At 48.9% G+C, this 20,617-nt stretch carries 15 protein-coding genes; 10 read left to right on the top strand and 5 right to left on the bottom strand.

The features are described 5' to 3' along the window. Nucleotides 1–65: 65 nt before the first annotated feature. Together pbpC and WJT86_RS03235 are read left to right on the top strand one after the other, a co-directional pair. Nucleotides 66–2,078, top strand: coding sequence for a penicillin-binding protein 1C (pbpC, locus tag WJT86_RS03240; RefSeq protein WP_346336048.1), 2,013 nt, complete (start codon nucleotides 66–68; stop codon nucleotides 2,076–2,078). Between the two features lie 161 nt (nucleotides 2,079–2,239). Then, nucleotides 2,240–2,554 (top strand): 2Fe-2S iron-sulfur cluster-binding protein, encoded by a 315-nt coding sequence (locus WJT86_RS03235; RefSeq protein ID WP_346336047.1) that lies wholly within the window; start codon nucleotides 2,240–2,242, stop codon nucleotides 2,552–2,554. 48 nt (nucleotides 2,555–2,602) lie between these two features. Here WJT86_RS03235 and WJT86_RS03230 read toward each other — a convergent pair whose 3' ends face one another. Next, nucleotides 2,603–3,640: an NAD(P)/FAD-dependent oxidoreductase gene (locus WJT86_RS03230; RefSeq protein WP_346336046.1), complete on the bottom strand. Its 1,038-nt coding sequence runs from the start codon at nucleotides 3,638–3,640 to the stop codon at nucleotides 2,603–2,605. A 120-nt stretch (nucleotides 3,641–3,760) separates the two neighbouring features. Beyond that, a complete protein-coding gene (locus tag WJT86_RS03225) occupies nucleotides 3,761–4,183 on the bottom strand; it encodes a MerR family transcriptional regulator (RefSeq protein WP_346336045.1) in 423 nt (140 codons plus the stop codon). 65 nt (nucleotides 4,184–4,248) lie between these two features. On the opposite strand from WJT86_RS03225, the gene WJT86_RS03220 reads away from it, so the two are divergent. Beyond that, nucleotides 4,249–6,561 (top strand): heavy metal translocating P-type ATPase, encoded by a 2,313-nt coding sequence (locus WJT86_RS03220; protein WP_346336044.1) that lies wholly within the window; start codon nucleotides 4,249–4,251, stop codon nucleotides 6,559–6,561. 38 nt (nucleotides 6,562–6,599) lie between these two features. On the opposite strand, the gene tal is transcribed toward WJT86_RS03220, so the two are convergent. Next, nucleotides 6,600–7,550 (bottom strand): transaldolase, encoded by a 951-nt coding sequence (gene tal, locus WJT86_RS03215; RefSeq protein WP_346336043.1) that lies wholly within the window; start codon nucleotides 7,548–7,550, stop codon nucleotides 6,600–6,602. A gap of 252 nt (nucleotides 7,551–7,802) precedes the next feature. On the opposite strand from tal, the gene WJT86_RS03210 reads away from it, so the two are divergent. From WJT86_RS03210 to WJT86_RS03200, 3 genes are all read left to right on the top strand, one after another. Continuing rightward, the gene (locus WJT86_RS03210; protein WP_346336042.1) at nucleotides 7,803–8,948 is read left to right on the top strand and encodes an acyl-CoA dehydrogenase family protein; all 1,146 of its coding nucleotides are present in this window, start codon (nucleotides 7,803–7,805) and stop codon (nucleotides 8,946–8,948) included. Further along, nucleotides 8,945–9,823, top strand: coding sequence for a 3-hydroxyisobutyrate dehydrogenase (gene mmsB, locus WJT86_RS03205; protein ID WP_346336041.1), 879 nt, complete (start codon nucleotides 8,945–8,947; stop codon nucleotides 9,821–9,823). Before WJT86_RS03210 ends, mmsB begins: the two co-directional genes overlap by 4 nt. A gap of 147 nt (nucleotides 9,824–9,970) precedes the next feature. After that, nucleotides 9,971–11,182, top strand: coding sequence for a peptide ABC transporter permease (locus WJT86_RS03200; protein WP_346336040.1), 1,212 nt, complete (start codon nucleotides 9,971–9,973; stop codon nucleotides 11,180–11,182). Nucleotides 11,183–11,209: 27 nt separating this feature from the next. Here WJT86_RS03200 and ribA read toward each other — a convergent pair whose 3' ends face one another. Next, nucleotides 11,210–12,328 (bottom strand): GTP cyclohydrolase II RibA, encoded by a 1,119-nt coding sequence (gene ribA / locus WJT86_RS03195; RefSeq protein WP_346336039.1) that lies wholly within the window; start codon nucleotides 12,326–12,328, stop codon nucleotides 11,210–11,212. Between the two features lie 171 nt (nucleotides 12,329–12,499). Here ribA and WJT86_RS03190 point away from each other — a divergent pair, with 171 nt between their 5' ends. Beyond that, a complete protein-coding gene (locus WJT86_RS03190; RefSeq protein WP_346336038.1) occupies nucleotides 12,500–12,664 on the top strand; it encodes a hypothetical protein in 165 nt (54 codons plus the stop codon). A gap of 92 nt (nucleotides 12,665–12,756) precedes the next feature. Here the strand turns inward: WJT86_RS03190 and WJT86_RS03185 are convergent, their stop codons facing one another. Continuing rightward, nucleotides 12,757–13,251, bottom strand: a complete 495-nt coding sequence (locus tag WJT86_RS03185; RefSeq protein WP_346336037.1) for a CAP domain-containing protein — start codon at nucleotides 13,249–13,251, stop codon at nucleotides 12,757–12,759. A gap of 163 nt (nucleotides 13,252–13,414) precedes the next feature. Between WJT86_RS03185 and WJT86_RS03180 the strand changes: the two genes are divergently transcribed. The 3 genes from WJT86_RS03180 to WJT86_RS03170 all read left to right on the top strand — a co-directional run bounded on the left by WJT86_RS03180 (nucleotide 13,415) and on the right by WJT86_RS03170 (nucleotide 20,516). Then, on the top strand, nucleotides 13,415–14,635 hold the full coding sequence (locus tag WJT86_RS03180) for a TIGR03862 family flavoprotein (protein WP_346336036.1): 1,221 nt from the start codon (nucleotides 13,415–13,417) through the stop codon (nucleotides 14,633–14,635). A gap of 1 nt (nucleotide 14,636) precedes the next feature. Continuing rightward, nucleotides 14,637–16,472 (top strand): DNA helicase RecQ, encoded by a 1,836-nt coding sequence (recQ, locus tag WJT86_RS03175; protein ID WP_346336035.1) that lies wholly within the window; start codon nucleotides 14,637–14,639, stop codon nucleotides 16,470–16,472. A gap of 366 nt (nucleotides 16,473–16,838) precedes the next feature. Beyond that, on the top strand, nucleotides 16,839–20,516 hold the full coding sequence (locus tag WJT86_RS03170; RefSeq protein WP_346336034.1) for an autotransporter outer membrane beta-barrel domain-containing protein: 3,678 nt from the start codon (nucleotides 16,839–16,841) through the stop codon (nucleotides 20,514–20,516). Nucleotides 20,517–20,617: the final 101 nt, after the last annotated feature.

Below are 20,617 nucleotides of genomic sequence, written 5' to 3'. Positions count from 1 at the left end.
GGAAGCTACTGAAGCGAAGTATACTGATCTTGCTCTCCTGCGCGGCCCTCTGCGCAGGAGTAATATTGATCTATAAACTCTCACTTGGTGAGCTTGACCTTTCAGCCAGCAAGCAAAACTCAACCGTCGTCATTGACAGAAACGGGCAGCTTCTTCGCCCCTTTACGACCAGTGCCGGGCGCTGGCGCCTTCCTGTCAGCATGAAAGACGTCGATGAGCGTTATCTGATGATGCTCAAAGCATATGAAGACAGGCGTTTTGAACAACACCACGGAGTTGATTTTCGCTCACTCGCCCGCGCAGGTTTGCAGCTCCTGAGTAACCAGAAAGTAATCTCCGGTGGCTCGACCTTAACAATGCAGGTTGCCCGTCTTTTAGAGCCCCGTGAACAACGTACGTTAGGCGCAAAGTTCCAGCAGCTCGTGCGTGCATTTGAGCTGGAGCGACGTTTCAGCAAGACAGAAATACTTGAATTATACCTGATGATGGCCCCTTTTGGCGGCAATCTTGAAGGTATTCGGGCCGCAAGTTTTGCCTATTTTGGCAAAGAACCACAGCGACTATCATATGGTGAAGCAGCTCTTCTTGTCGCTCTTCCGCAATCTCCTGAAACACGCCGTCCGGATCGTTATCCCAATACAGCTCTCAAAGCACGAAATCGCGTTCTTGATAAGGTCGTCGAGGCCGGTATTATCTCTGAGGCGGAAGGAGAGCGCGCAAAACTGGAACCAATTCCCAACGCACGTTTTGCGTTTCCAAATCATGCCGCACATACAGCGGAAACACTGGTTGCAGCGAAACCGAAAGCCAGCATCATTCGCCTTTCAATCAATAAATCACTACAGCAGTCATTGGAAACACTGGCACGTGATGCCCTCCTCACGATCGACCCAAAAGCCAATATAGCGATCTTCGTTCTGGATAATAAAAGCGGAGAAGTCCTCGCCAGTGTTGGCAGCTCAGATTACATGTCGTCAGAGCGAAGTGGAGCCATTGATCTGACCCAAGCTGTCCGCTCTCCGGGCTCTGCCCTGAAACCATTTATCTATGCGCTCGCGTTTGAAAACGGCATCGCTCATCCTGAAACATTTCTGGATGACAGCCCATCCCGTTTTGGAGACTATCGCCCTGAGAATTTCGACCTGGGGTATCAAGGTAATGTCACAGCCAGAAAAGCTCTTCAGCTCTCACTGAATATCCCTTCGGTTGAATTATTGAGTGAGGTAGGTGCGGCCCGCTTCATTCAACGATTACGCCAGGCCGGGGCAGATATCGCCTTACCACAGGAAAGCGCACCGGGTCTGGCTGTTGGCCTTGGTGGACTTGGCATCTCTCTTGTCGACATTACCCGCCTTTACTCCGGCCTTGCCCGTTATGGTGTTATGCCAGAACTTGTCTGGGAGGCAGATGCTACGAGCCATGCCCCCATTGCAGAGAGCATAATCACAACAGATGTCGCAGCTTGGTATGTCTTTGATATTCTTCAGGGTGCTCCACCACCTGAGAATGCACTGGCTGGGCGTATCGCTTTCAAGACAGGCACATCCTACGGCTACCGTGATGCCTGGGCGATTGGGTATGATCAGCGTATTACAATTGGTGTCTGGGTTGGCCGGGCCGATAATACACCTGTTGCAGGCCTTGTCGGGCGACAGATTGCAGCCCCTGTTCTGTTTGATGCTTTCGCTCACTATGGCGGTGAGATGCAACCACTTCAACGCCCGAAGTTTGCCCTTATCGCAACCTCTTCAACCCTACCACCACCTCTTCGACATCTGCGCAAGGACATCCCAAAAACCCTCGATGCCGCTTTGAAGCCAAGCCTCAAGATTGCCTATCCACTTGATGGAGCCCGTGTTGATCTAGGTTATTCCGGCTCACAAACTGATCATACGGATCTCGCAATGAAGGTTCTTGGCGGCAAGCCACCTTTTATCTGGATAGCCAATGGTGTCCCGATTGGGGAAGCTGATATTCGCAGACAGGCTTTCTGGAAGCCTGATGGTGCAGGCTTTGCACGTATTTCTGTTATGGATGCCGATGGCCAGGTAGATAGCGTTACTGTCAGAATTGAATAAGCAGATTATGCGAGGCAGTTGACCGCACCAATTATGCCAGAAGATAAGATACTAATATTTGCCTTTTATGCTTTTTCCATATATTCCAACGAAAATATCATGATTTCAGGCATCTGGAATAAGCATAAAAGAACACGTCAGTATCAAAGGAGTTGCCTGAAATGGGCGTCATCCATGTAACGGATAGAGATGGTCAGCGTCACACCCTCGAATGCATCGAAGGATGGCGGATTATGGAGATTATCCGTGACTGGGGCCTGCCAGTTGAAGGCACCTGCGGTGGTTCCTGTGAGTGTGGCACCTGCCATGTCTACATTAACGAAGAATGGCTTCCTAAGCTGTACCCGGCATTGGAAGAAGAAGAGTTGCAGCTTGATATGCTGCCTCTTGTCATGGGCAACTCACGCCTTTCCTGTCAGATTCTCTGGACACCGGATCTTGACGGCCTTGAGCTGACGCTCGGCCCGACAGGCTAAAGAAAAAGGCGCCAGTCCGGCGCCTTTTCTATATTCGAACAAAACCGCTTAGTTCACACCCAGCTTCTTTTGCAGATTGCTGGATGATGTCGTGTATTGGAATAGCAGTTTCTTGTCTGGATACACATAACGATGCACCTTCTGAGCAGCCAGCGCACCTTCATGGAAACCTGAAAGAATAAGCTTCAGTTTGCCGGGATAGCTATTGATGTCACCAATTGCAAAAATACCGGGCACACTGGTTTCAAATTTTTCCGTATCAACCGGTATCAGGTTCTCGTTGACATTAAGCCCCCAATTGGCGATCGGGCCAAGCTTCATCGTCAGACCAAAGAATGGCAGCAGAATATCACATTCAACATCAAACGTTGTGCCGTCATCGCGACGAATGGTGACGCCTTCAAGAACCGGAGCATTGCCCTTCAGGGCAACAACCTGCCCAAGGTACATATCCATCTGTCCCTCTGCTACCAGCGAACGCATCTTATTGACGGTATCCGGAGCAGCACGGAAAGCATCACGGCGATGTAGCAAAGTCATACGTTTTGCCAATGGCTGCAGGTTAACAGTCCAGTCGAGAGCAGAGTCCCCACCACCAACAATCAGGACGCGCTTATCACGGAAAGCTTCCATCTTGCGGACAGCATAGAATACGCCTGTATTCTCATACTTTTCAATATTTTCAATCGGAGGCTTCTTCGGCTGGAAGGAACCGCCACCGGCAGCAATCAGAACAGACTTACAGATAAATTCTGTGCCAGCATCCGTCTTCACACGAAACTTTGGAGCTTCTTCAGTTCCGAGGCTTTCCAGTTCTTCAACCATTTCACCCAAATGAAACTCTGGATGGAACGGCTCAATCTGCTTCACCAGATTATCAATCAGTTCCTGACCATTCACAACCGGATAACCGGGAATATCGTAGATAGGTTTTTCCGGATAAAGTTCAGCGCACTGGCCGCCAATTTTGGGCAGAATATCGATAAGATGGGCTTTTATATCCAGCAGTCCAAGTTCAAAGACGGCAAATAGACCAACCGGCCCTGCGCCGACAATCACCACATCTGTTTCGATTACATCACTCATTGTTTTCCGTTTCCCCATAACAACTCAAACGGTTTCAAGCATGTTCACTCAAAGATGGCAAGCAGTCTGATGCGGATTGTCCCCGAAGTGAAAGCATAGCTGCCTTGCCGTCAACGCGCATTAATGAACATCACTCTCACACATATCATGATCAGCCAGCACCTGAATGACCCGGCATTCTCCAATACTGCCATGCCTGCTGCCACAAACCATACGCTCAAGTTCTTTCTGCAGGGCGCTCAGTTTCTCAATCTTCTGTTTTACATCATCAAGATGACGATAAACGATGCCATCAACTTCGGCACAGGGACGATCCGGATCAGCACTGAGAACCAGCAACTCACGAACATCCTCAACCTCAAACCCGAGTTGGCGTGCATGGCGAATAAAACTGAGCCGTGCAACATCATCGGCACTATAGCGTCTCTGCCCGCCTTCTGTGCGCATCGGTTCAGCCAGCAGACCAATATTCTCATAAAACCGGATTGTCGGAACTTTAACTCCAGTTTTGTGCGCTAAATCACCAATAGAAAAAAACATCATATCACCCTCTTGCATCTCTAGTTACTAGAGGTTGTACGGTTCTTGCAAGATAGTGAGGTAATTTCATGACACGTGAGAATCAAAAGACCGACATGAATACTGAAAAGACATCTTTTTTTAAGGTTGCCGGCCTTGATTGCGGCTCATGCGCCATGAAGATTGAAGCATCCCTGTCAAAGCTCTCAGGCGTTTCGACGGTCGATACTTCTATTACAACGGAGCTCGTTACCGTTCATCATCGGCCAGATGTATCAATGACATCTCTTGCAACCAAGCTGGATACGCTTGGTTATAAAGTTTTGTCTATGTCCAATAAACGGGACGACCTATCTGCAACAGCTGTTCCGAGCATGCAAACAAAAGAGCAAGCCACTCCTGCTGATGATCACAGTAATTGCTCTGGTCATGATCATGGCGCAGGCCACAAGCATAGTCATGATGGCGAGAAGTCCGATCACGTGCATGATGAAGATGATGATCACATCGACCACACCCATGACCATTCTGATGATCGTCCATGGTGGAAAAAGACAGATGGCATTCTTGTACTGGTCTGCAGTGCCTTTATCGTTGCGTCCTATCTGATCGGTACCATCTCCCCAACGGGCCAGACTGTCGCTTTATTAGCAGGTGCATTCATCGGGCTTGTACCTGTTGCGTTCAAAGCATGGCGCGGCATTCGCCAGGGTTTCCCATTCTCAATTGAAACACTGATGGTTGTGGCAGCTGTTGGTGCCATTTTTATCGGCGCAATTGATGAGGCTGCTGTTGTTGTTGTGCTTTTCATGATTGGAGAGCTGCTTGAAAGTATAGCCTCCGGTCAGGCCCGCCGTGGCATCAAGGGACTGACAGATCTTATCCCAAAAATATCTTTCCTTGAGAAGAATGGCAGCCTTGTTGAAACACCCATTTCCAATCTCAAGATTGGTGACGTCATTGTTGCACGCCCCGGTGATAGAATTTCTGCTGATGGTGAAATTCTCAGTGGCTCAAGTAGCATTGATGAATCACCAGTGACGGGTGAAAGTGCTCCTAAGACCAAGAACCCGGGTGATCAGGTTTTTGCCGGCTCCATCAATCATGATGCAGCCTTGCGTATCCGTGTCAGCAATGATCCGGGCAACAATACCATTGCCCGCATCGCTAAACTGGTTGAAGAAGCACAGGATCGTAAATCACCAACCCAACGCTTTATTAATCGGTTCTCGCAGGTTTATACGCCTTTCATTTTCCTGATTGGTCTGAGCGTTGCTGTCATTCCGCCCATGTTTGGCGCTGACTTGCAGACATGGATTTATCGTGGCCTCGCTGTGCTTTTAATTGGCTGCCCATGCGCACTCGTCATCTCAACACCAGCGGCGATTGCATCCGGTATTGCAGCCGGTGCCAAACGCGGCCTTCTCCTCAAAGGTGGTGAGGTTCTTGAGAAGCTTGCGACTGTTACAACCGTTGCTTTTGACAAGACAGGCACTTTGACAACGGGTGTTCCCAGTGTCACGGACATCAAAGGATTTGGGCGCAGTGAGGCTGATGCCGTTGTACTTGCAGCATCTGTTGAAGCAAGCTCCAGTCACCCACTCGCCAAAGCCATTATCAATCAGGCCAAAACCAGAGAACTGTCTCTCAAGGTTTGTGAAGATGCAGGTGTCATTGCCGGGAAAGGCGTTACTGGCAGAATAGACGGACAGGATATCTTTGTCGGCTCACCAAAATCCGCAGCAGAATTTGCAACAATATCTTCTGAACAGAATAGCTTTATTGAAAGCCTCTTCAGTGAGGGAAAGACGGTAGCCGTTCTGGTTGTAAATGGCTCACTGGCAGGCGTCATTGGCCTGCGAGATGAACCCAAAACCGATGCAGCGGAAGGTATTTCTGCTCTTAAAGATAATAATATCCGGGCCCTTATGCTCACGGGTGACCATAAGGCAACAGCAACAGCCATTGCCGGTCAGCTGGGGATTGAAGTCCGCAGTGAACTTTTGCCTCAGGACAAAATGAAGATTGTCGCCAGTCTTCAGGCCGAGGGGCAGTCAGTTGCCAAGGTGGGCGATGGTATCAATGATGCCCCGGCTCTGGCCGCAGCTGATGTTGGTATCGCAATGGCTGGAGGCCTAGGAGGCGGAACGGACATTGCACTGGAAACAGGTGATGCAGCTATTTTACAGGGGCAGGTAATGGGCGTTGCCAGACTGATTGATCTGGCCAAACGGACAATGCGGAACATCCGCCAGAACCTTACAATCGCTCTTGGATTGAAAGCCGTTTTCCTTGTTACAACTGTTATGGGCATTACAGGGCTGTGGCCTGCCATTCTGGCAGACACGGGAGCCACTCTCCTCGTGACAGCGAATGCCCTACGGCTCTTACGTATGAAGTAAGAAAAACCCCGGATAATTATCCGGGGTTTTTCATATCCTTAAGCAGAAAGGCGCTGACTGACCAAAGTCTTCAAGCTGCGCAGGTCTTTAACAAACCCGCGAATACCTTCCGCCAGCTTTTCTGTCGCCATGGCATCTTCATTCAACGCGAAACGGAACGCCTTTTCATCAAGCTTCATCAGAGCAGGTGCTTCACTCGCAACAGCAGAGCTCAAACGACGTGGCAATTCACCCGTAGCATTTGCCAGTTCATCAATCAGAGCAGGCGAAATTGTCAGACGATCACAACCCGCTAAAGCTTCTATCTCTCCGCTGTTGCGGAAAGACGCGCCCATGACAACCGTCTTGATATCATAGGCCTTATAATAAGCGTAGATATTACGAACAGAGAGAACACCCGGGTCGTTCTCTGCCTGATATGGACCGCCGCCATTTTTAACATGCCAGTCAAGAATACGACCAACAAATGGTGAAATGAGATACGCGCCTGCATCAGCACAGGCCGCAGCCTGAGCCAGTGAAAACAGCAGTGTCAGATTACAGTCGATGCCTTCTTTCTGAAGAACTTCAGCGGCGCGAATACCTTCCCATGTGGAGGCGATTTTGATCAGGATACGTTCACGGCCAATGCCCTTGGCCTGATACGCCTCGATAATCTGACGGGCTTTAGCAACTGTGGCCTGCGTATCAAATGACAGATCAGCATCCACTTCTGTCGAAACACGACCAGGAACAACCTTGGCAAGTTCCGCACCAAAAGCAACGGCCAGACGATCACAGACCGCATCAACATTGTTACCGCCCTGCATACGTCCCCAAGCCAGAGCCTCTTCAAGGATAGGCTGGCCAGCAGCACTTTCAACAGCCTTGAGGATCAATGTTGGATTGGTCGTGCAATCCTGAGGTTTCAGTCGCGCAACAGCTTCAATATCACCAGTATCGGCAACAACCACTGTCATATCGCGCAATTGTTCAAGCTTTGAAGCCATCTCTCCAGAAACTCCTGTTTTCTTTTTAGCCGTATTCAGCATTTCTACTTAACCAAAAGCATTACCGTACCATTGAGCCACGGCAAACCTTTTTCATGCTCTGGTCTGTATAATTCTATTGATAGCCGATAATGGAACTGACCCAATTGCTAATGGTTAAAGTCAGCATTTGCTCCATACTACCCAAATAATAATAGGTCATAGCCATCGCGCTCTGGCCACCATCAGGAAACGCTCAATCGGGAATGGAAAATGCTGGCACCTTCGCAAGACCAGTTTGCCATTCAGTCAATGGCCCGGCAATTTGCAGATGAGCGGATTGCCCCCTTTGCGCTTGAATGGGACGAAAAGAAATACTTTCCGACAGATACGCTGAAAGAAGCAGCCACACTTGGCATGGCTGCTATTTACGTACGGGAAGACGTTGGTGGTTCAGGAATGGGGCGGCTGGATGCCGCCTTAATTTTTGAAGCATTGGCAACAGGCTGCCCGACAATCGCAGCCTTTCTGTCTATTCATAATATGGTTGCATGGATGATTGATGCCTATGGCTCGGAAGAGCAAAGGCAAACATACCTGCCCGGGCTGGCAAGTATGGAACAGATTGCCTCCTACTGCCTGACAGAACCTTCAGCGGGTTCAGATGCAGCAGCACTCAAAACCAAGGCAACCCACTCAGGCAGCCAATATATTCTGAATGGTACCAAACAGTTCATCTCGGGTGCCGGTGCATCAGATCTTTATCTTGTGATGGCAAGAACAGGCGATGAAGGCCCGGACGGCATATCAGCCTTTCTGATCCCCAAAGATGCCAAAGGCCTCAGCTTCGGCATCAATGAACGCAAGATGGGATGGAATGCCCAGCCAACCAGACAGGTTATTCTGGAAGACGTCACTATTCCGGAAGATAATCGTCTTGGAGCGGAGGGGCTGGGTTTCAAAATGGCTATGGCTGGCCTGAATGGAGGACGCCTGAATATTGGCGCATGTTCCATTGGAGGCGGGCAAAGTGCGTTGGAAAAAACGCTAGCTTATATGGCCGAGCGTCAGGCCTTTGGCCAAAAGCTCGACAGCTTTCAGGCACTTCAGTTTCAGCTGGCAGCTATGGCAAGCAAACTGGAAGCAGCACGCACATTTTTATGGCGTGCGGCTGATGCGCTTGATCATAAGACAGAGGATGCAATCAAGCTCTGCGCGATCGCCAAATATCTTGCAACCGACACAGGTTTCGAGGTTGCCAATAATGCCCTGCAACTCCATGGCGGCTACGGTTATCTTGCTGATTACGGCATTGAAAAAATCGTCCGGGATTTGCGGGTTCATCAAATTCTCGAAGGTACCAATGAAATCATGCAGTTGATGATTTCCCGTTTCCTCATCAAGGAGCATCAGAAATGACGAATATCGCATTCATCGGTCTTGGTAATATGGGCGGCCCAATGGCGGCTAATCTGGTCAAAGCAGGCTTGCAGGTTAAAGGATTTGATCTCGTCCCTGCCCTTCAGGAAGAGGCTGCAAAAAACGGAATCACCATTGCATCCAGTGCAGTCGAAGCGGTTAAAGACGCGGATGTCGTTATTACAATGCTGCCTGCGGGAAAGCATGTTTTATCAGTCTGGGAAAGTATCATTGAGGCAACCAGGCCAAGCGTTCTTTTGATTGACTGCTCAACAATTGATATTACCAGTGCACGGCAGGCCCATGCATTGGCACAGAAACTCGGGCGCCTTTCACTTGATGCTCCTGTATCAGGTGGAACAGTAGGAGCGCAGGCTGCCACGCTTACATTCATGGTCGGCGGCAATAAGGAGGCTTTTGCCACCGGCGAACCTGTTCTCCAGAAGATGGGTAAGCGTATCGTACATTGTGGCGATGCTGGTGCCGGACAGGCTGCAAAGATTTGTAACAATATGATCCTCGGCATCTCCATGATTGGTGTTGCAGAAGCCTTTGTACTGGCAGAAAAACTTGGATTATCCCATCAGGCCCTCTTTGATGTTGCCTCTACATCATCCGGTTCCTGCTGGGCTTTGAATGTTAACTGCCCGGTCGAAGGCCCTGTACCCACATCACCTGCAAACAGAGCGTTTGCACCCGGCTTTATGACTGACCTGATGCTCAAGGATATGCGCCTTTCACAAGAAGCAGCGGCTGCCAGCGGCAGCACCACTCCTTTGGGAGCAGAAGCGACACAACTCTACAGCCTCCATTCAACATCCGGTCATGGCAGTGCTGATTTCTCAAGCATCATTAACATGCTCCGAGGCAAATAACTGTGTGAAATGCGGTATCCGTCACAGGCAGATACCGCACTAAACTGTGTTTTTATTTCATAATTATTTCAGGTGTTGCATTAAACAGACAGCACAACTGTCAAACCTTGGCTAGTGTCTGCTCATGATAAGTTACGAGGGGATGCTGTGAAATCAGGAACAAGGCCATTCAACCCGATTATCGGTGATCAGGTTACGCTGTCAGCGCTCCTGCTGCGACGCATCGCCTTCATCCTGCTATTCCTGATTCTGCCGATTGCCAATATTATTGGTCGTCGCGCCTTGGTGATCATTCTGCCCGTTACCGTTATTCTGCTACTCATTGCTTCTGTTCTCGATGGACAAAGCCGACCTCTGTGGCAAAATATTAAACGGCTTATGGGGTCTTACGGGTCAATATGTGCCGTACTGCTTATTATCTGGTGTGCCGTATCGCTTCTCTGGTCACCCTTTCCGGATGATGGCTCTAATCGTCTGCTGACGTCTCTCATGACAATTGGCATTGCCTTTCTAGCCTATTTGGCCCTGCCCAGTCGTATGCGATCTTCAAACCTCTATCTGTTGCCCATTGGCGTTGCCATTGCAGCACTCGTTGCTATCGGCACAAAGTATTCCTTCCCTAATCTGGCCAGCAAAAACTCAAGTGAAGTGCTTGAGCGCGGGATGACAATTCTCGTTCTGTTTTTCTGGCCTTCTGTCATGTGGCTGCGATCGCGCCATAGAGACATCTACAGCCTGCTGCTCACTGTCATTATGTTGGTCAGTCTTTATCTGGTTAACTTTCCGATCATTTCTCTTGCCTTTGCCGTTGGAGCCTTGGGGTATGCGCTGATGAGTATTTCTGCGCAGAAATCAACCCGCTTCATCGCTTATACGGTTGCAGGCCTCTGTGCCTTGGCACCGCTTCTGCCCTTTATTCTCCAGCCACTGGCTCACCTTCTGGGTGCCCATGATCTTCAGGTTTCAATGCAGGCAACCAAAGCCCTGATATTATCTGATCCTAGTCAGCTTATTACAGGTCAAGGCCTGGAAGCCGTACGGGGAAGATTTACCGGTGCCGTCAGCCCTTATACGCCCGGCACAGCTATTTTCCAGCTTTGGTACGAACTTGGAATTCTTGGTGGCCTTGGTACGGCTGTTATTGTTTATGTTGCAACCATGAAGATCGGCAAGGCACCGGCCCCACTGGCGCAGGGCGTTATTGCCAGTCTGCTTTCTGCCTTTACATTTGCAATGGTCGGCGACAGCCTGATTCAGAGCTGGTGGATTACAGCTCTTTGCAGCCTTGCTCTTATCTTCGTTGCCATTACGCGCGGCCAGTTCAGAACAACACGCCCCCGCATATTCATTGTCCGCTAGATAAAAAGGCGCTTGAGCGCCTTTTTACTAATCTTTACGCGGAGCACATGTGGCAAAGCTGTCATAATCAAGCAGATGACCTGCCTTATCCCGCTTGGTAGCCAGATAACTTTTATTTTCATCCGTTAAACGGCCGAGTACCCGCTCATCAGACACAACATCAAGGCCGCTTTTTTGCAAAGCTTCAATCTTGACCGGATTATTCGTCAGAATACGAACCTTTGAAACGCCCAGCTGTTTGAGCATTTCAGCAGCAAATTCAAAATGGCGCTGATCAAGGTCAAACCCCAGTACCTCATCTGCTGCGTAGGTATCATAGCCTTCAGCCTGTAAACGATAGGCCCTGATTTTATTGGCAATACCGTTTCCGCGACCTTCCTGATCAAGATAGAGCAGAATACCGCCCTCGTTTTCAGCCATCCACTGAACGGTTGCCCGCAGCTGATCACCACAGTCACATTTCAGGCTACCAAACAGATCGCCTGTCAGACAGGCGGAATGAAGACGTACATAAACAGGCTGAGAAAGATCAGGTTCACCAACGATAATCGCTACCTGATCGCGCATTCCCTCACCACCACGGAAAACAACAAATTCACTTTTGCCTGCCTTATCGAGCGGCACAGGGGCCCGGCTGATTAACCGTGCTTTTGTCATCGCCGTTTTGCGATATTTATGCAGCAGATCGCTTTCAATGGTCACAACATCATCTGCAATGACGGTTTGCTCATTAAGAGGAAGCACTAAAACAGCAGGCAAAACCAGCGATAGACGAGCAAGTTCAAGTGCATTTTCATCAGCTTCGCCCGCTGCTTCAACAGGTGTATCAGCTTTGGCTTCGGGATTGACAGCCAGCAAAGCAATACGTGCGATATCTATACTGATCAGAGGGAAGTAACCGGCTTTCCGGCTATCAAGCCCCAGCGTCCGCAGGCGCGCAGCCGGCAGTACGAGACGGGCGGCCCCTTGAGCGAGAGCATCAAGATAAGCGGCCTGACGCAAACCAATATCCTCAATCCCGATAACAAGAACCGAGCCATAAGCTCCCTTGATCATAACAGGACGCGCATTACGGAATTCCGCAATAGCGCGCTCAACCATCACCTGATCAGGGGCATCCCCGAGATTTGTAAGTAGCTCAGTCATCTTCTTTCCCTACGAAGTAAACCGCTACCTTATGTACGGAAGGCAGAATGCGTTTACCTGTTTTGTAAAGGATTGATTCACGTCGTTTTCAATCCGTCTACTGCTGTTAACTTTCATTTACCAGCTTCCGGTCTTTTATCAGAGCATGAAACAACCAGTTAGAGTTATATCATGTTCTCATCCCGATCTGGCCTGAGATATCCTTCCACACCCAACGCTCATACGCTGCCGAGTGTCTTTTGTGATAAGGTGGACAGGCGTCACCCTCTTGGAAATATTCTGGCTATCCTCTCCACCCTCAGTGGTCTTATTCTGGTTCTGGCTGTCAGCATTTAAATGTGTCAGCATTTAAATGTGACAGCCTTACTTATCTGGGACAGCAGATCTCTTTCGCAAGAGCTCTGAAGCACAGCCTGCATTTTATACCTTTACCACTGCATGCCGTTATTAGGGTCGGACTGGTTAGCAGAGAGAACCAGCGCCCAATAGGTGCGGTATCCAGAGCCTGTCGTAACCTTGGCAATTCCAATCTGACGCGCTTCCGGCATGAGCAGATTAGAATTGTGCCCCGGAGACTTCTTCCAGCGCTCAATAGCATCCTGAACGGTATTGGCATTAGCGGAGAGGTTTTCAGCCGCAGCACCACGAATACTAAACTGGTGCATGCGAGCAGAGAAATTTCCATGGAACAGCTTACCTACACTGGCATTCGCCTTTGCGTGCGCGATGGCTGCTTCATTTAACTTCGAATTCACCGTCACAGGGGATAATCCACGGGAAACCCGATATGCAGAAATGATACGTGCTGCTGTCGCTGCATCAGATGTTGTCACACCGATAATACGTGCACCCCGGCCAGATGGCTGGTCAGAACAGGCTGTCAGTCCCAGAAAGAGAGCTATTGAAATTACTATCGCACGCATTTATCTGCCTCCATTGATCGATGCCGTTATAATGCAAGCTTTGCTCTAGCGTAAAATACCTCCAACTGCCAACCTCACAGATAAATTTCAGTATTTTAGCTATTTAAGCCCCGAATCTGATATTTGCTTCCCTTCATCAGCCTTGGATATCGAATAGCCTCTCATGTCTTCAGCACCTCTCATCGCAATAATCGGTGCCGGCCCAGCCGGGCTAGCGGCAGCTGAAATTCTGGCAACCTCTGGATATCGTGTCACTATTTATGAACGCATGCCCTCTCCTGCCCGCAAGTTTCTCATGGCAGGACGTGGTGGCCTCAACCTGACCCATAGCGAACCACTTGATACTTTCCTGACACGTTATGGCGAGAATGCAGGGCTTATCTGTGAGGCCGTAAAGAACTATCCCCCTACTGCACTCAGGGCATGGGCAGATGAATTGGGACAACAAACATTTATCGGTTCAAGCGGACGGGTTTTCCCCGCCTCCATTAAAGCTTCCCCATTATTACGGGCATGGCTGAGCCGTCTGGAAGCCACAGGGGTAAAACTTGTTTCACGCCATACATGGACAGGCTGGAACGATAGTCAGGAACTTACTTTTAAAACTGAAGAGGGCGATGTTTTCTTTAAGGCAGATGCTACTCTGCTAGCCCTTGGGGGTGCCAGCTGGCCGCGGCTCGGCTCAGACGGAAACTGGGTGGAGATATTGCAACACAAGGGTATCAATATTTGCCCACTGCAACCTGCAAATGTTGGTTTGCATACTAACTGGTCAGAGATTTTCCGTACCCGCTTCGCAGGAGAGCCGCTAAAACGTATCGCCATCCATTTTAAAGACTCCACCGTACAGGGCGAAGCCATGGTAACAAGCTCCGGCATTGAAGGCGGAGCAATCTATGCCATCGGCAAGAACATCCGTGATACAATTCTGGAGGATGGTCAGGCAACAATACATATCGACCTGAAACCGGACATTCCTCTGGAAGTGCTCACCACACGTCTTGGTAAAAAGCCGAAGGGACAATCCACCTCCAATTTCTTGCGCAAAGCAGCAGGCTTATCCCCTATTGCAATCAATTTGTTGCGGGAAGTGCATCAGACATCACTGCCAGAGAGCCCCGGTGAACTTGCGCAATGCATCAAGAATCTTCCTATCATACTCACTGGGGTTGCACCCATCCACCGGGCTATTTCAACGGCGGGCGGCGTTGACCTTGCAGAGGTATCACAACAGTTCATGCTGAATAAACAGCCAGGGATATTCGTCGCTGGAGAGATGCTGGATTGGGAGGCCCCAACCGGCGGTTATCTCTTGCAGGCCTGCTTTGCATCAGGCATCGCCGCTGCCAATGGTATTAAAAGCTGGCTCGAGGGACAGAGCTGACATGCCTCATTCAGCCACAAAAATGCTCCAGCCGAATGATCCGCTCAGATTACTGAATGATATTTTCGGCTTTGAAAATTTCCGCAGCGGGCAGAAAGAAATTATCGATACGATTATCTCTGGTGCCGATGTTCTGGCTATTATGCCGACAGGCGCAGGGAAATCACTCTGTTACCAGTTACCTGCACTTATGCGGAGCGGGTTAACGATTGTTGTATCACCACTGATTGCCCTGATGCGTGATCAGGTTGCCCAATTGCGCAATAACGGTATCGAGGCTGGCAGCCTCAACTCAACCAACAATGATGAAGAGAACAGACGCGTTCGTGATGCGTTACGGGACGGCAGTCTGCGCCTGCTTTATGCATCCCCTGAGCGTCTGGCAAGCCCGGAAGCCACTGAATGGCTATCGCGTTTTACCGTCAACCTGCTCGCGATTGACGAGGCCCATTGTGTCTCGCAATGGGGACATGACTTCAGACCTGAATATGCCCTGCTTGGTGACGTAAGACGCCGTCTTGGAAACGTACAAACTGTTGCCTTTACCGCAACAGCGGATGAAGCAACCCGTGCTGACATTGTAAATCGTTTATTCGAGAATCCGCCAAACATGTTTGTTCACGGGTTTGACCGGCCAAATATCAGACTGGCCATGAGAGCCAAGGAAAATGTCCGGCGCCAGATCAGAGATTTTCTGGAAAGCCATCGGGGAGAAAGCGGCATCGTTTATTGCGCAACACGCGATGCAACGGACCGAATGGCTGCTAATCTGACGGATGATGGCTTCCATACCCTCCCCTATCACGCAGGTATGTCCAGTGAAGAAAGGGCAAGAAATCAGGATATTTTCCTAAAGGAAGACGGTGTCATCATTGCTGCAACAGTCGCCTTTGGCATGGGGATTGATAAACCCGATGTCCGGTTTGTTGCCCATGCTGCGATGCCCAAATCTATTGAAGCTTATTATCAGGAGATTGGGCGTGCAGGCCGCGATGGCGAACCGGCCGATACACTGACGCTCTATGGTCTGGATGACATGCGTCTTCGTCGTCAGCAGATTGACCAGAGCGAAGCCCCTGACGAACAGAAACTGGTTGACCGCCAGAGAATGAACGCTCTGGTTGCATTATGTGAAGCGCCTGGATGCCGACGTCAGACTTTACTGGCCTATTTTAATGAAAGAATTCAACCTTGCGGCAATTGCGATCTCTGTCAGGAAGGCGTCTCTCTTTTTGATGGTACCGAAGATGCTCAGAAACTGATGTCTGCAATCCTCAGAACAGGTGAGCGGTTTGGAACCGAGCACATCATCAATATTCTGATAGGCGAAGAAACAGAAGCTGTGCTCAAATACGGGCACCAAAATCTCAAGACATTCGGTGTTGGATCAAACCGCAGCAAAAATGACTGGCGCTCTCTGGTCCGGCAAATTTACGCGGCTGGCCTGATCAACCTTGAGATTGCAGATTATGGCCGCTGGAGTGTTACAGAGCGCGGCTGGCTCGTCCTTAAGGGTGAAGAAAGGATCAATCTCCGTGTTGATGTCCTTCAACCTAAAGCCCCTAGAAAGCGGCAGAAATTTAGAGCGGAAGCAGTATCTGGCGTAGCAGAAGGCGATCTGCTTCTGAATGCACTGAAAGATCTGCGCAGAGAACTGGCACGTAAACAGGATGTTCCTGCATATGTCATTTTTCCTGACAGAACATTGTATGACATTGCAGCAAAGAAACCGAAAAGCCTTTGGGAGTTCGCAGATATTCATGGCGTCGGGCAAGCTAAACTTGACCGGTTTGGAGAGCAATTTATTGCCGTCGTGAAAGATCATATCGGTACTTAAAACCAATATAAAAACTCTTCAAACACAACACCCTAGCCAAATTGAAACAATAAGAATATCAAAAATCACAAATTTAACACAATTAATACATAAACATTTTGCGTGAAATTATACACCACAACCAAGCTCATTAACAAAGCAACGCATTAAAATATAAAAACTTATTTTAATAAATTTATAACTTAAAAATATTCATTACTTATTATAAATAGTAACAATATTGACACAGGCGAAAATAATTTAAAACGGCCAATTGAGATCAGAATAAAACAACATTATTTAGCATGATTAATTAATAATTATATTAAGATTCAGATTAATTAATTTTGAATTTAAAAAGAAAACAGGACTGTTTTGGGGGCTAAGATGAATAACTCAAAAAGCATATCTGAACGCAATAGCTTTGGCAGAACCGCCAAAATGTTAGCTATTGCTGGAAGCCTTGCCCTTTTGACAAGCGCTTCGCCGTTCGCAATTTCTGTTGCCTCCGGACAGACTATTAATGAATGGATCGGGTCCACATCTGATCGATGGATAGATGACGCAAACTGGTCTTCCGGCAGCAGCCCAGATGATATCAATTATATTACAGTCATTAACAAACCCGGTTCAACCGTTTGGTTTCCTGGAAATGATGATCAGTATTACATCACGATAGGCCCGCTTTACGTTGGCTCTTCAACGATCGGTGCTTCCGGCCCTGCTTCTGGCAGCCTCATTATTTCAACCCCCTCAGGAGAGTCTGGCTACGACAGGTCTACGATTCTCGCATATGGTGATACTGTGGTGGGCCAAGGAGCTGGTGCATCCGGCTCATTGGAAGTTAGGGATATCAGCCATCTCGGAATTCAGGGCGGCGGTCTGTTTATCGGTGTTGATGGTGGCACAGGTACTGTCAATGCACTGGCAAATGGGAAAATCGTTCACTCTCCCTATTCTTCATATTCCAGCATAGAAGTTTTTTCGCATTCTTCTGATACTCCAGCAATCACTATTGGAGCGAATATGGGGACGGGAACCCTTAATATCAGCGCTAACGCTGGCGTTAACATTAATGGTGGAATTCAGGCAGGCATAGGGACTGGAAGCACGGGAACAATCAACGCCACAGCAGGCGGGCGCTTGCTGGTTGATCGTTTCGGCTCGACCGGCGGCCAATCAATTCTAGGAACAGATGGGGGAACAGCCACTCTGAACATCTCCGGAAGCGGGAATTTTTTCAATCGCAGCGGCGCCACTTTTAATTATGGATTATTGATTGGTCAGGGTGCAGGTTCAACCGGAAATGTGAATGTTCTGGGCGAAGGCAAGTTCACAACTATTTCATCCGCAAACACCATAACAGATCCGGAGTTCCAGACAGTTATCGGTATTGATGGCGGAACGGGAAATGTAACGGTTTCCGGAGACAAAGCCGGCTGGTATGTCGCAGCTGATACTTATGGCGGCGAGCCTGCCGATCTCTATGTTGGTGTTAATGCAGGACAAGGCAACATTCGAATTGCCAACGGTGGCGTTCTGTCTGTTGGACGCGCAACAGAGAGCGTCATTGAAAGCTGCATGGATGACTATGAGGCCTGTGCCAACGATATTACCTCCTATGAAGGCACTGGAACCATTTACATGGCAGCAGACGCAAACTCCAAAGCGTCTCTCACCATCGGTGGCGTGGTCGTAAATGGTATTGCTCAGACACCAGAAGATACAGGAGAAATTGCAGCAGCAGGCATCGTATTTGGTGCTGGAAATGGTGTGCTCAATTTCAATCACACTGACAATACAGGCACTTATGAATTTGCTATCCCGGTCAGCGGAACAGGAACCATTGCAAATTACGCCGGAACCACATGGCTGACAGCTGATAATTCAGCGTTCAGTGGATCAACTGATCTCCATGGTGGTACGCTTGGTCTTGCCAGTAACAACTCTATTGGCACAAGTAGCGTTCACGTTATTGGCAATGCAACACTGGCCTATGCGGGCGGCCTTGATATCACCAATACCATTACAATTGATAATGGTGTCACCCTTTCAGCGCTGACGGCAGATACGGATTCTGCTCAGTCAGGCGCAATATCTGGTGCAGGTAATCTGCTGAAAACGGGCACGGCTAATCTAACTTTAACAGCAGATAACAGCTTCACCGGTCAGACCACGATCTCTGAAGGCACCCTCTTCCTTGAGGGAACTGGCTCCATCTCTCAATCAAGTGTTGTACAGGTTGATAGTATTTTTGATATTTCTCAAGTTGCATCTGAAGCTTCTGCCATCAAATCCTTGAGCGGCAGTGGCGAAGTCCTTCTTGGAAATAAAGACCTGCAATTGACAGCAGCCAATCATACATTCTCCGGGGTCATCTCTGGTAATGGTGGCCTGGAAGTCCTTGGGGGAACAGAAACGTTAAGCGGAGCAAATAGCTATCTCGGTGATACACTGGTTTCCGATGCAACCTTACGGGCAGGCGCAACGGATACCTTCAGTGCAGCTTCAAACTATACAATTGAAACAGGCGGACATCTTGATCTGAACGGTTTCAACCAAACGCTGGCTACTCTGGATAATGCGGGTACTGTCTCAACGAATGGTATGGCAAATACTATCCTGACTATTTCGGGTGATTATATCGGGACTGGTGGATCGCTTGTTTTAATGACTGCACTGAATAGTGACGGTTCTCCATCTGACATGATGGTTGTTAACGGCTCCACAAGTGGCAATACAATGCTGTTCGTTCGCAATTTCAATGGTGCTGGCGCCCTGACAACTGGTAGTGGCATTAAACTCATTGAAGTCCATGGCGATAGTGAAGGTATATTTGAACAGGGTAGTCGTATTGCAGCAGGTGCATATGATTATACCTTATACCAAAACGGTATTGGCACCGACAGCAATGACGGAAACTGGTATCTTCGTAGCGTTTATACGGGCTCTGATGAAACGGCTGGTGGAGACAATGGAGCGAGCCTGAGCATTCCGGATATTCGTCCGGAAGTCCCGTTAGCAGCTGCAATTGCTCCTATTGCTTTAGAGTATGGTTACAGCATGCTGGGAACTCTCCATCAGCGCTCTGCTGTAAACTACGCAAAACCACCGGTCTCCCTTTATGAAGACCGGCTTGTCTACGACCAAAATGGCAGAAAAGTTGTCGCCCGAACTCAGGCGACAAGTGATGGTATTACGGATCGCCAGCAGTGGTTCAACGGCGGCTGGAGTCGCGTAATGGGTAACCGCGGTTCTCAGGGTAAGGACAAACAGCTCTTCAGCTCTGGACCGAAGTATGACTACACTTTTACAGGTGTGCAGGCTGGCCTGAATCTCTTTGGTCGTGAAACACCATCGGGCACAGATGAGGCTGGTGTTTACTTTGGCTATGGAACCGTCAGCGGCAATGTCAAAGCTGCCTATGGCGGCAAGGCCGGCACCATTGACATGGATGCCTATACGCTTGGCGCCTATTGGACACACCGGGCAAATACCGGCTGGTATACAGACGCGGTTGTTCAGGGAACATGGTATTCAACCGATGCAACCTCTGTCTATGGGCAGAAACTGAAGCCAGATGGCTTTGGATTTATAGCATCACTGGAAGGTGGCTATTCGTTTGATCTTGGCGATGGTTTTATCATTGAGCCACAAGCCCAGATTATTTATCAAAGCCTGTCCTTCGATAAATTCTCGGATGCTTATGGCCGCTTTAAAATTGACGACACAGACAGCTTCAGAGGTCGTATTGGTGTCCGCATTGCCAAGTCCTGGAATATGGGGACAGAAGCTGATCCACGTCTTGTCAGCCTTTGGGGACGAGCCAACATCTGGCATGAGTTTAAAAACAGTACCAAGACGACTGTGACAGGTATGGATTACCTGAATGGTGTCACGGTTCCATCAAACCTGAGGGGTACATGGGCAGAAGTTGGCATTGGCGGCTCTGTTCAGGTGAGCAAACAGGCTTTCATTTTTGCGACCACATCCTATAGCCATTCACTGGATAACAGAAAACGTGAAGCATGGGATGCTCGTTTAGGTGTTAACGTGAAGTGGTAATCCTTCTTAATTTTATAGAAACAATGAACTCCCGGAACGTTTTCCGGGAGTTTTATTTTAATTTTCAAAGATTTTTTACAATAACTAATTATAATGTAATT

Origin of the sequence: Hohaiivirga grylli, from assembly GCF_039655745.1 — a bacterium.
Taxonomy (GTDB): domain Bacteria; phylum Pseudomonadota; class Alphaproteobacteria; order Rhizobiales; family Beijerinckiaceae; genus Hohaiivirga; species Hohaiivirga grylli.
Note: the sequence above shows the minus strand (reverse complement) of the source record. Positions and strands in the feature narration are given on the sequence as shown.

What these genes read in the sequence shown, in the direction of transcription:
- WJT86_RS03235 (WP_346336047.1), top strand. Translation starts at nt 2,240, where the DNA reads ATGGGCGTCATCCATGTAACGGATAGAGATGGTCAGCGTCACACCCTC.
- WJT86_RS03230 (WP_346336046.1), bottom strand. Translation starts at nt 3,640, where the DNA reads ATGAGTGATGTAATCGAAACAGATGTGGTGATTGTCGGCGCAGGGCCG.
- WJT86_RS03225 (WP_346336045.1), bottom strand. Translation starts at nt 4,183, where the DNA reads ATGATGTTTTTTTCTATTGGTGATTTAGCGCACAAAACTGGAGTTAAA.
- WJT86_RS03220 (WP_346336044.1), top strand. Translation starts at nt 4,249, where the DNA reads ATGACACGTGAGAATCAAAAGACCGACATGAATACTGAAAAGACATCT.
- tal (WP_346336043.1), bottom strand. Translation starts at nt 7,550, where the DNA reads ATGGCTTCAAAGCTTGAACAATTGCGCGATATGACAGTGGTTGTTGCC.
- WJT86_RS03210 (WP_346336042.1), top strand. Translation starts at nt 7,803, where the DNA reads ATGCTGGCACCTTCGCAAGACCAGTTTGCCATTCAGTCAATGGCCCGG.
- mmsB (WP_346336041.1), top strand. Translation starts at nt 8,945, where the DNA reads ATGACGAATATCGCATTCATCGGTCTTGGTAATATGGGCGGCCCAATG.
- ribA (WP_346336039.1), bottom strand. Translation starts at nt 12,328, where the DNA reads ATGACTGAGCTACTTACAAATCTCGGGGATGCCCCTGATCAGGTGATG.
- WJT86_RS03190 (WP_346336038.1), top strand. Translation starts at nt 12,500, where the DNA reads ATGTTCTCATCCCGATCTGGCCTGAGATATCCTTCCACACCCAACGCT.
- WJT86_RS03185 (WP_346336037.1), bottom strand. Translation starts at nt 13,251, where the DNA reads ATGCGTGCGATAGTAATTTCAATAGCTCTCTTTCTGGGACTGACAGCC.
- WJT86_RS03180 (WP_346336036.1), top strand. Translation starts at nt 13,415, where the DNA reads ATGTCTTCAGCACCTCTCATCGCAATAATCGGTGCCGGCCCAGCCGGG.
- recQ (WP_346336035.1), top strand. Translation starts at nt 14,637, where the DNA reads ATGCCTCATTCAGCCACAAAAATGCTCCAGCCGAATGATCCGCTCAGA.
- WJT86_RS03170 (WP_346336034.1), top strand. Translation starts at nt 16,839, where the DNA reads ATGAATAACTCAAAAAGCATATCTGAACGCAATAGCTTTGGCAGAACC.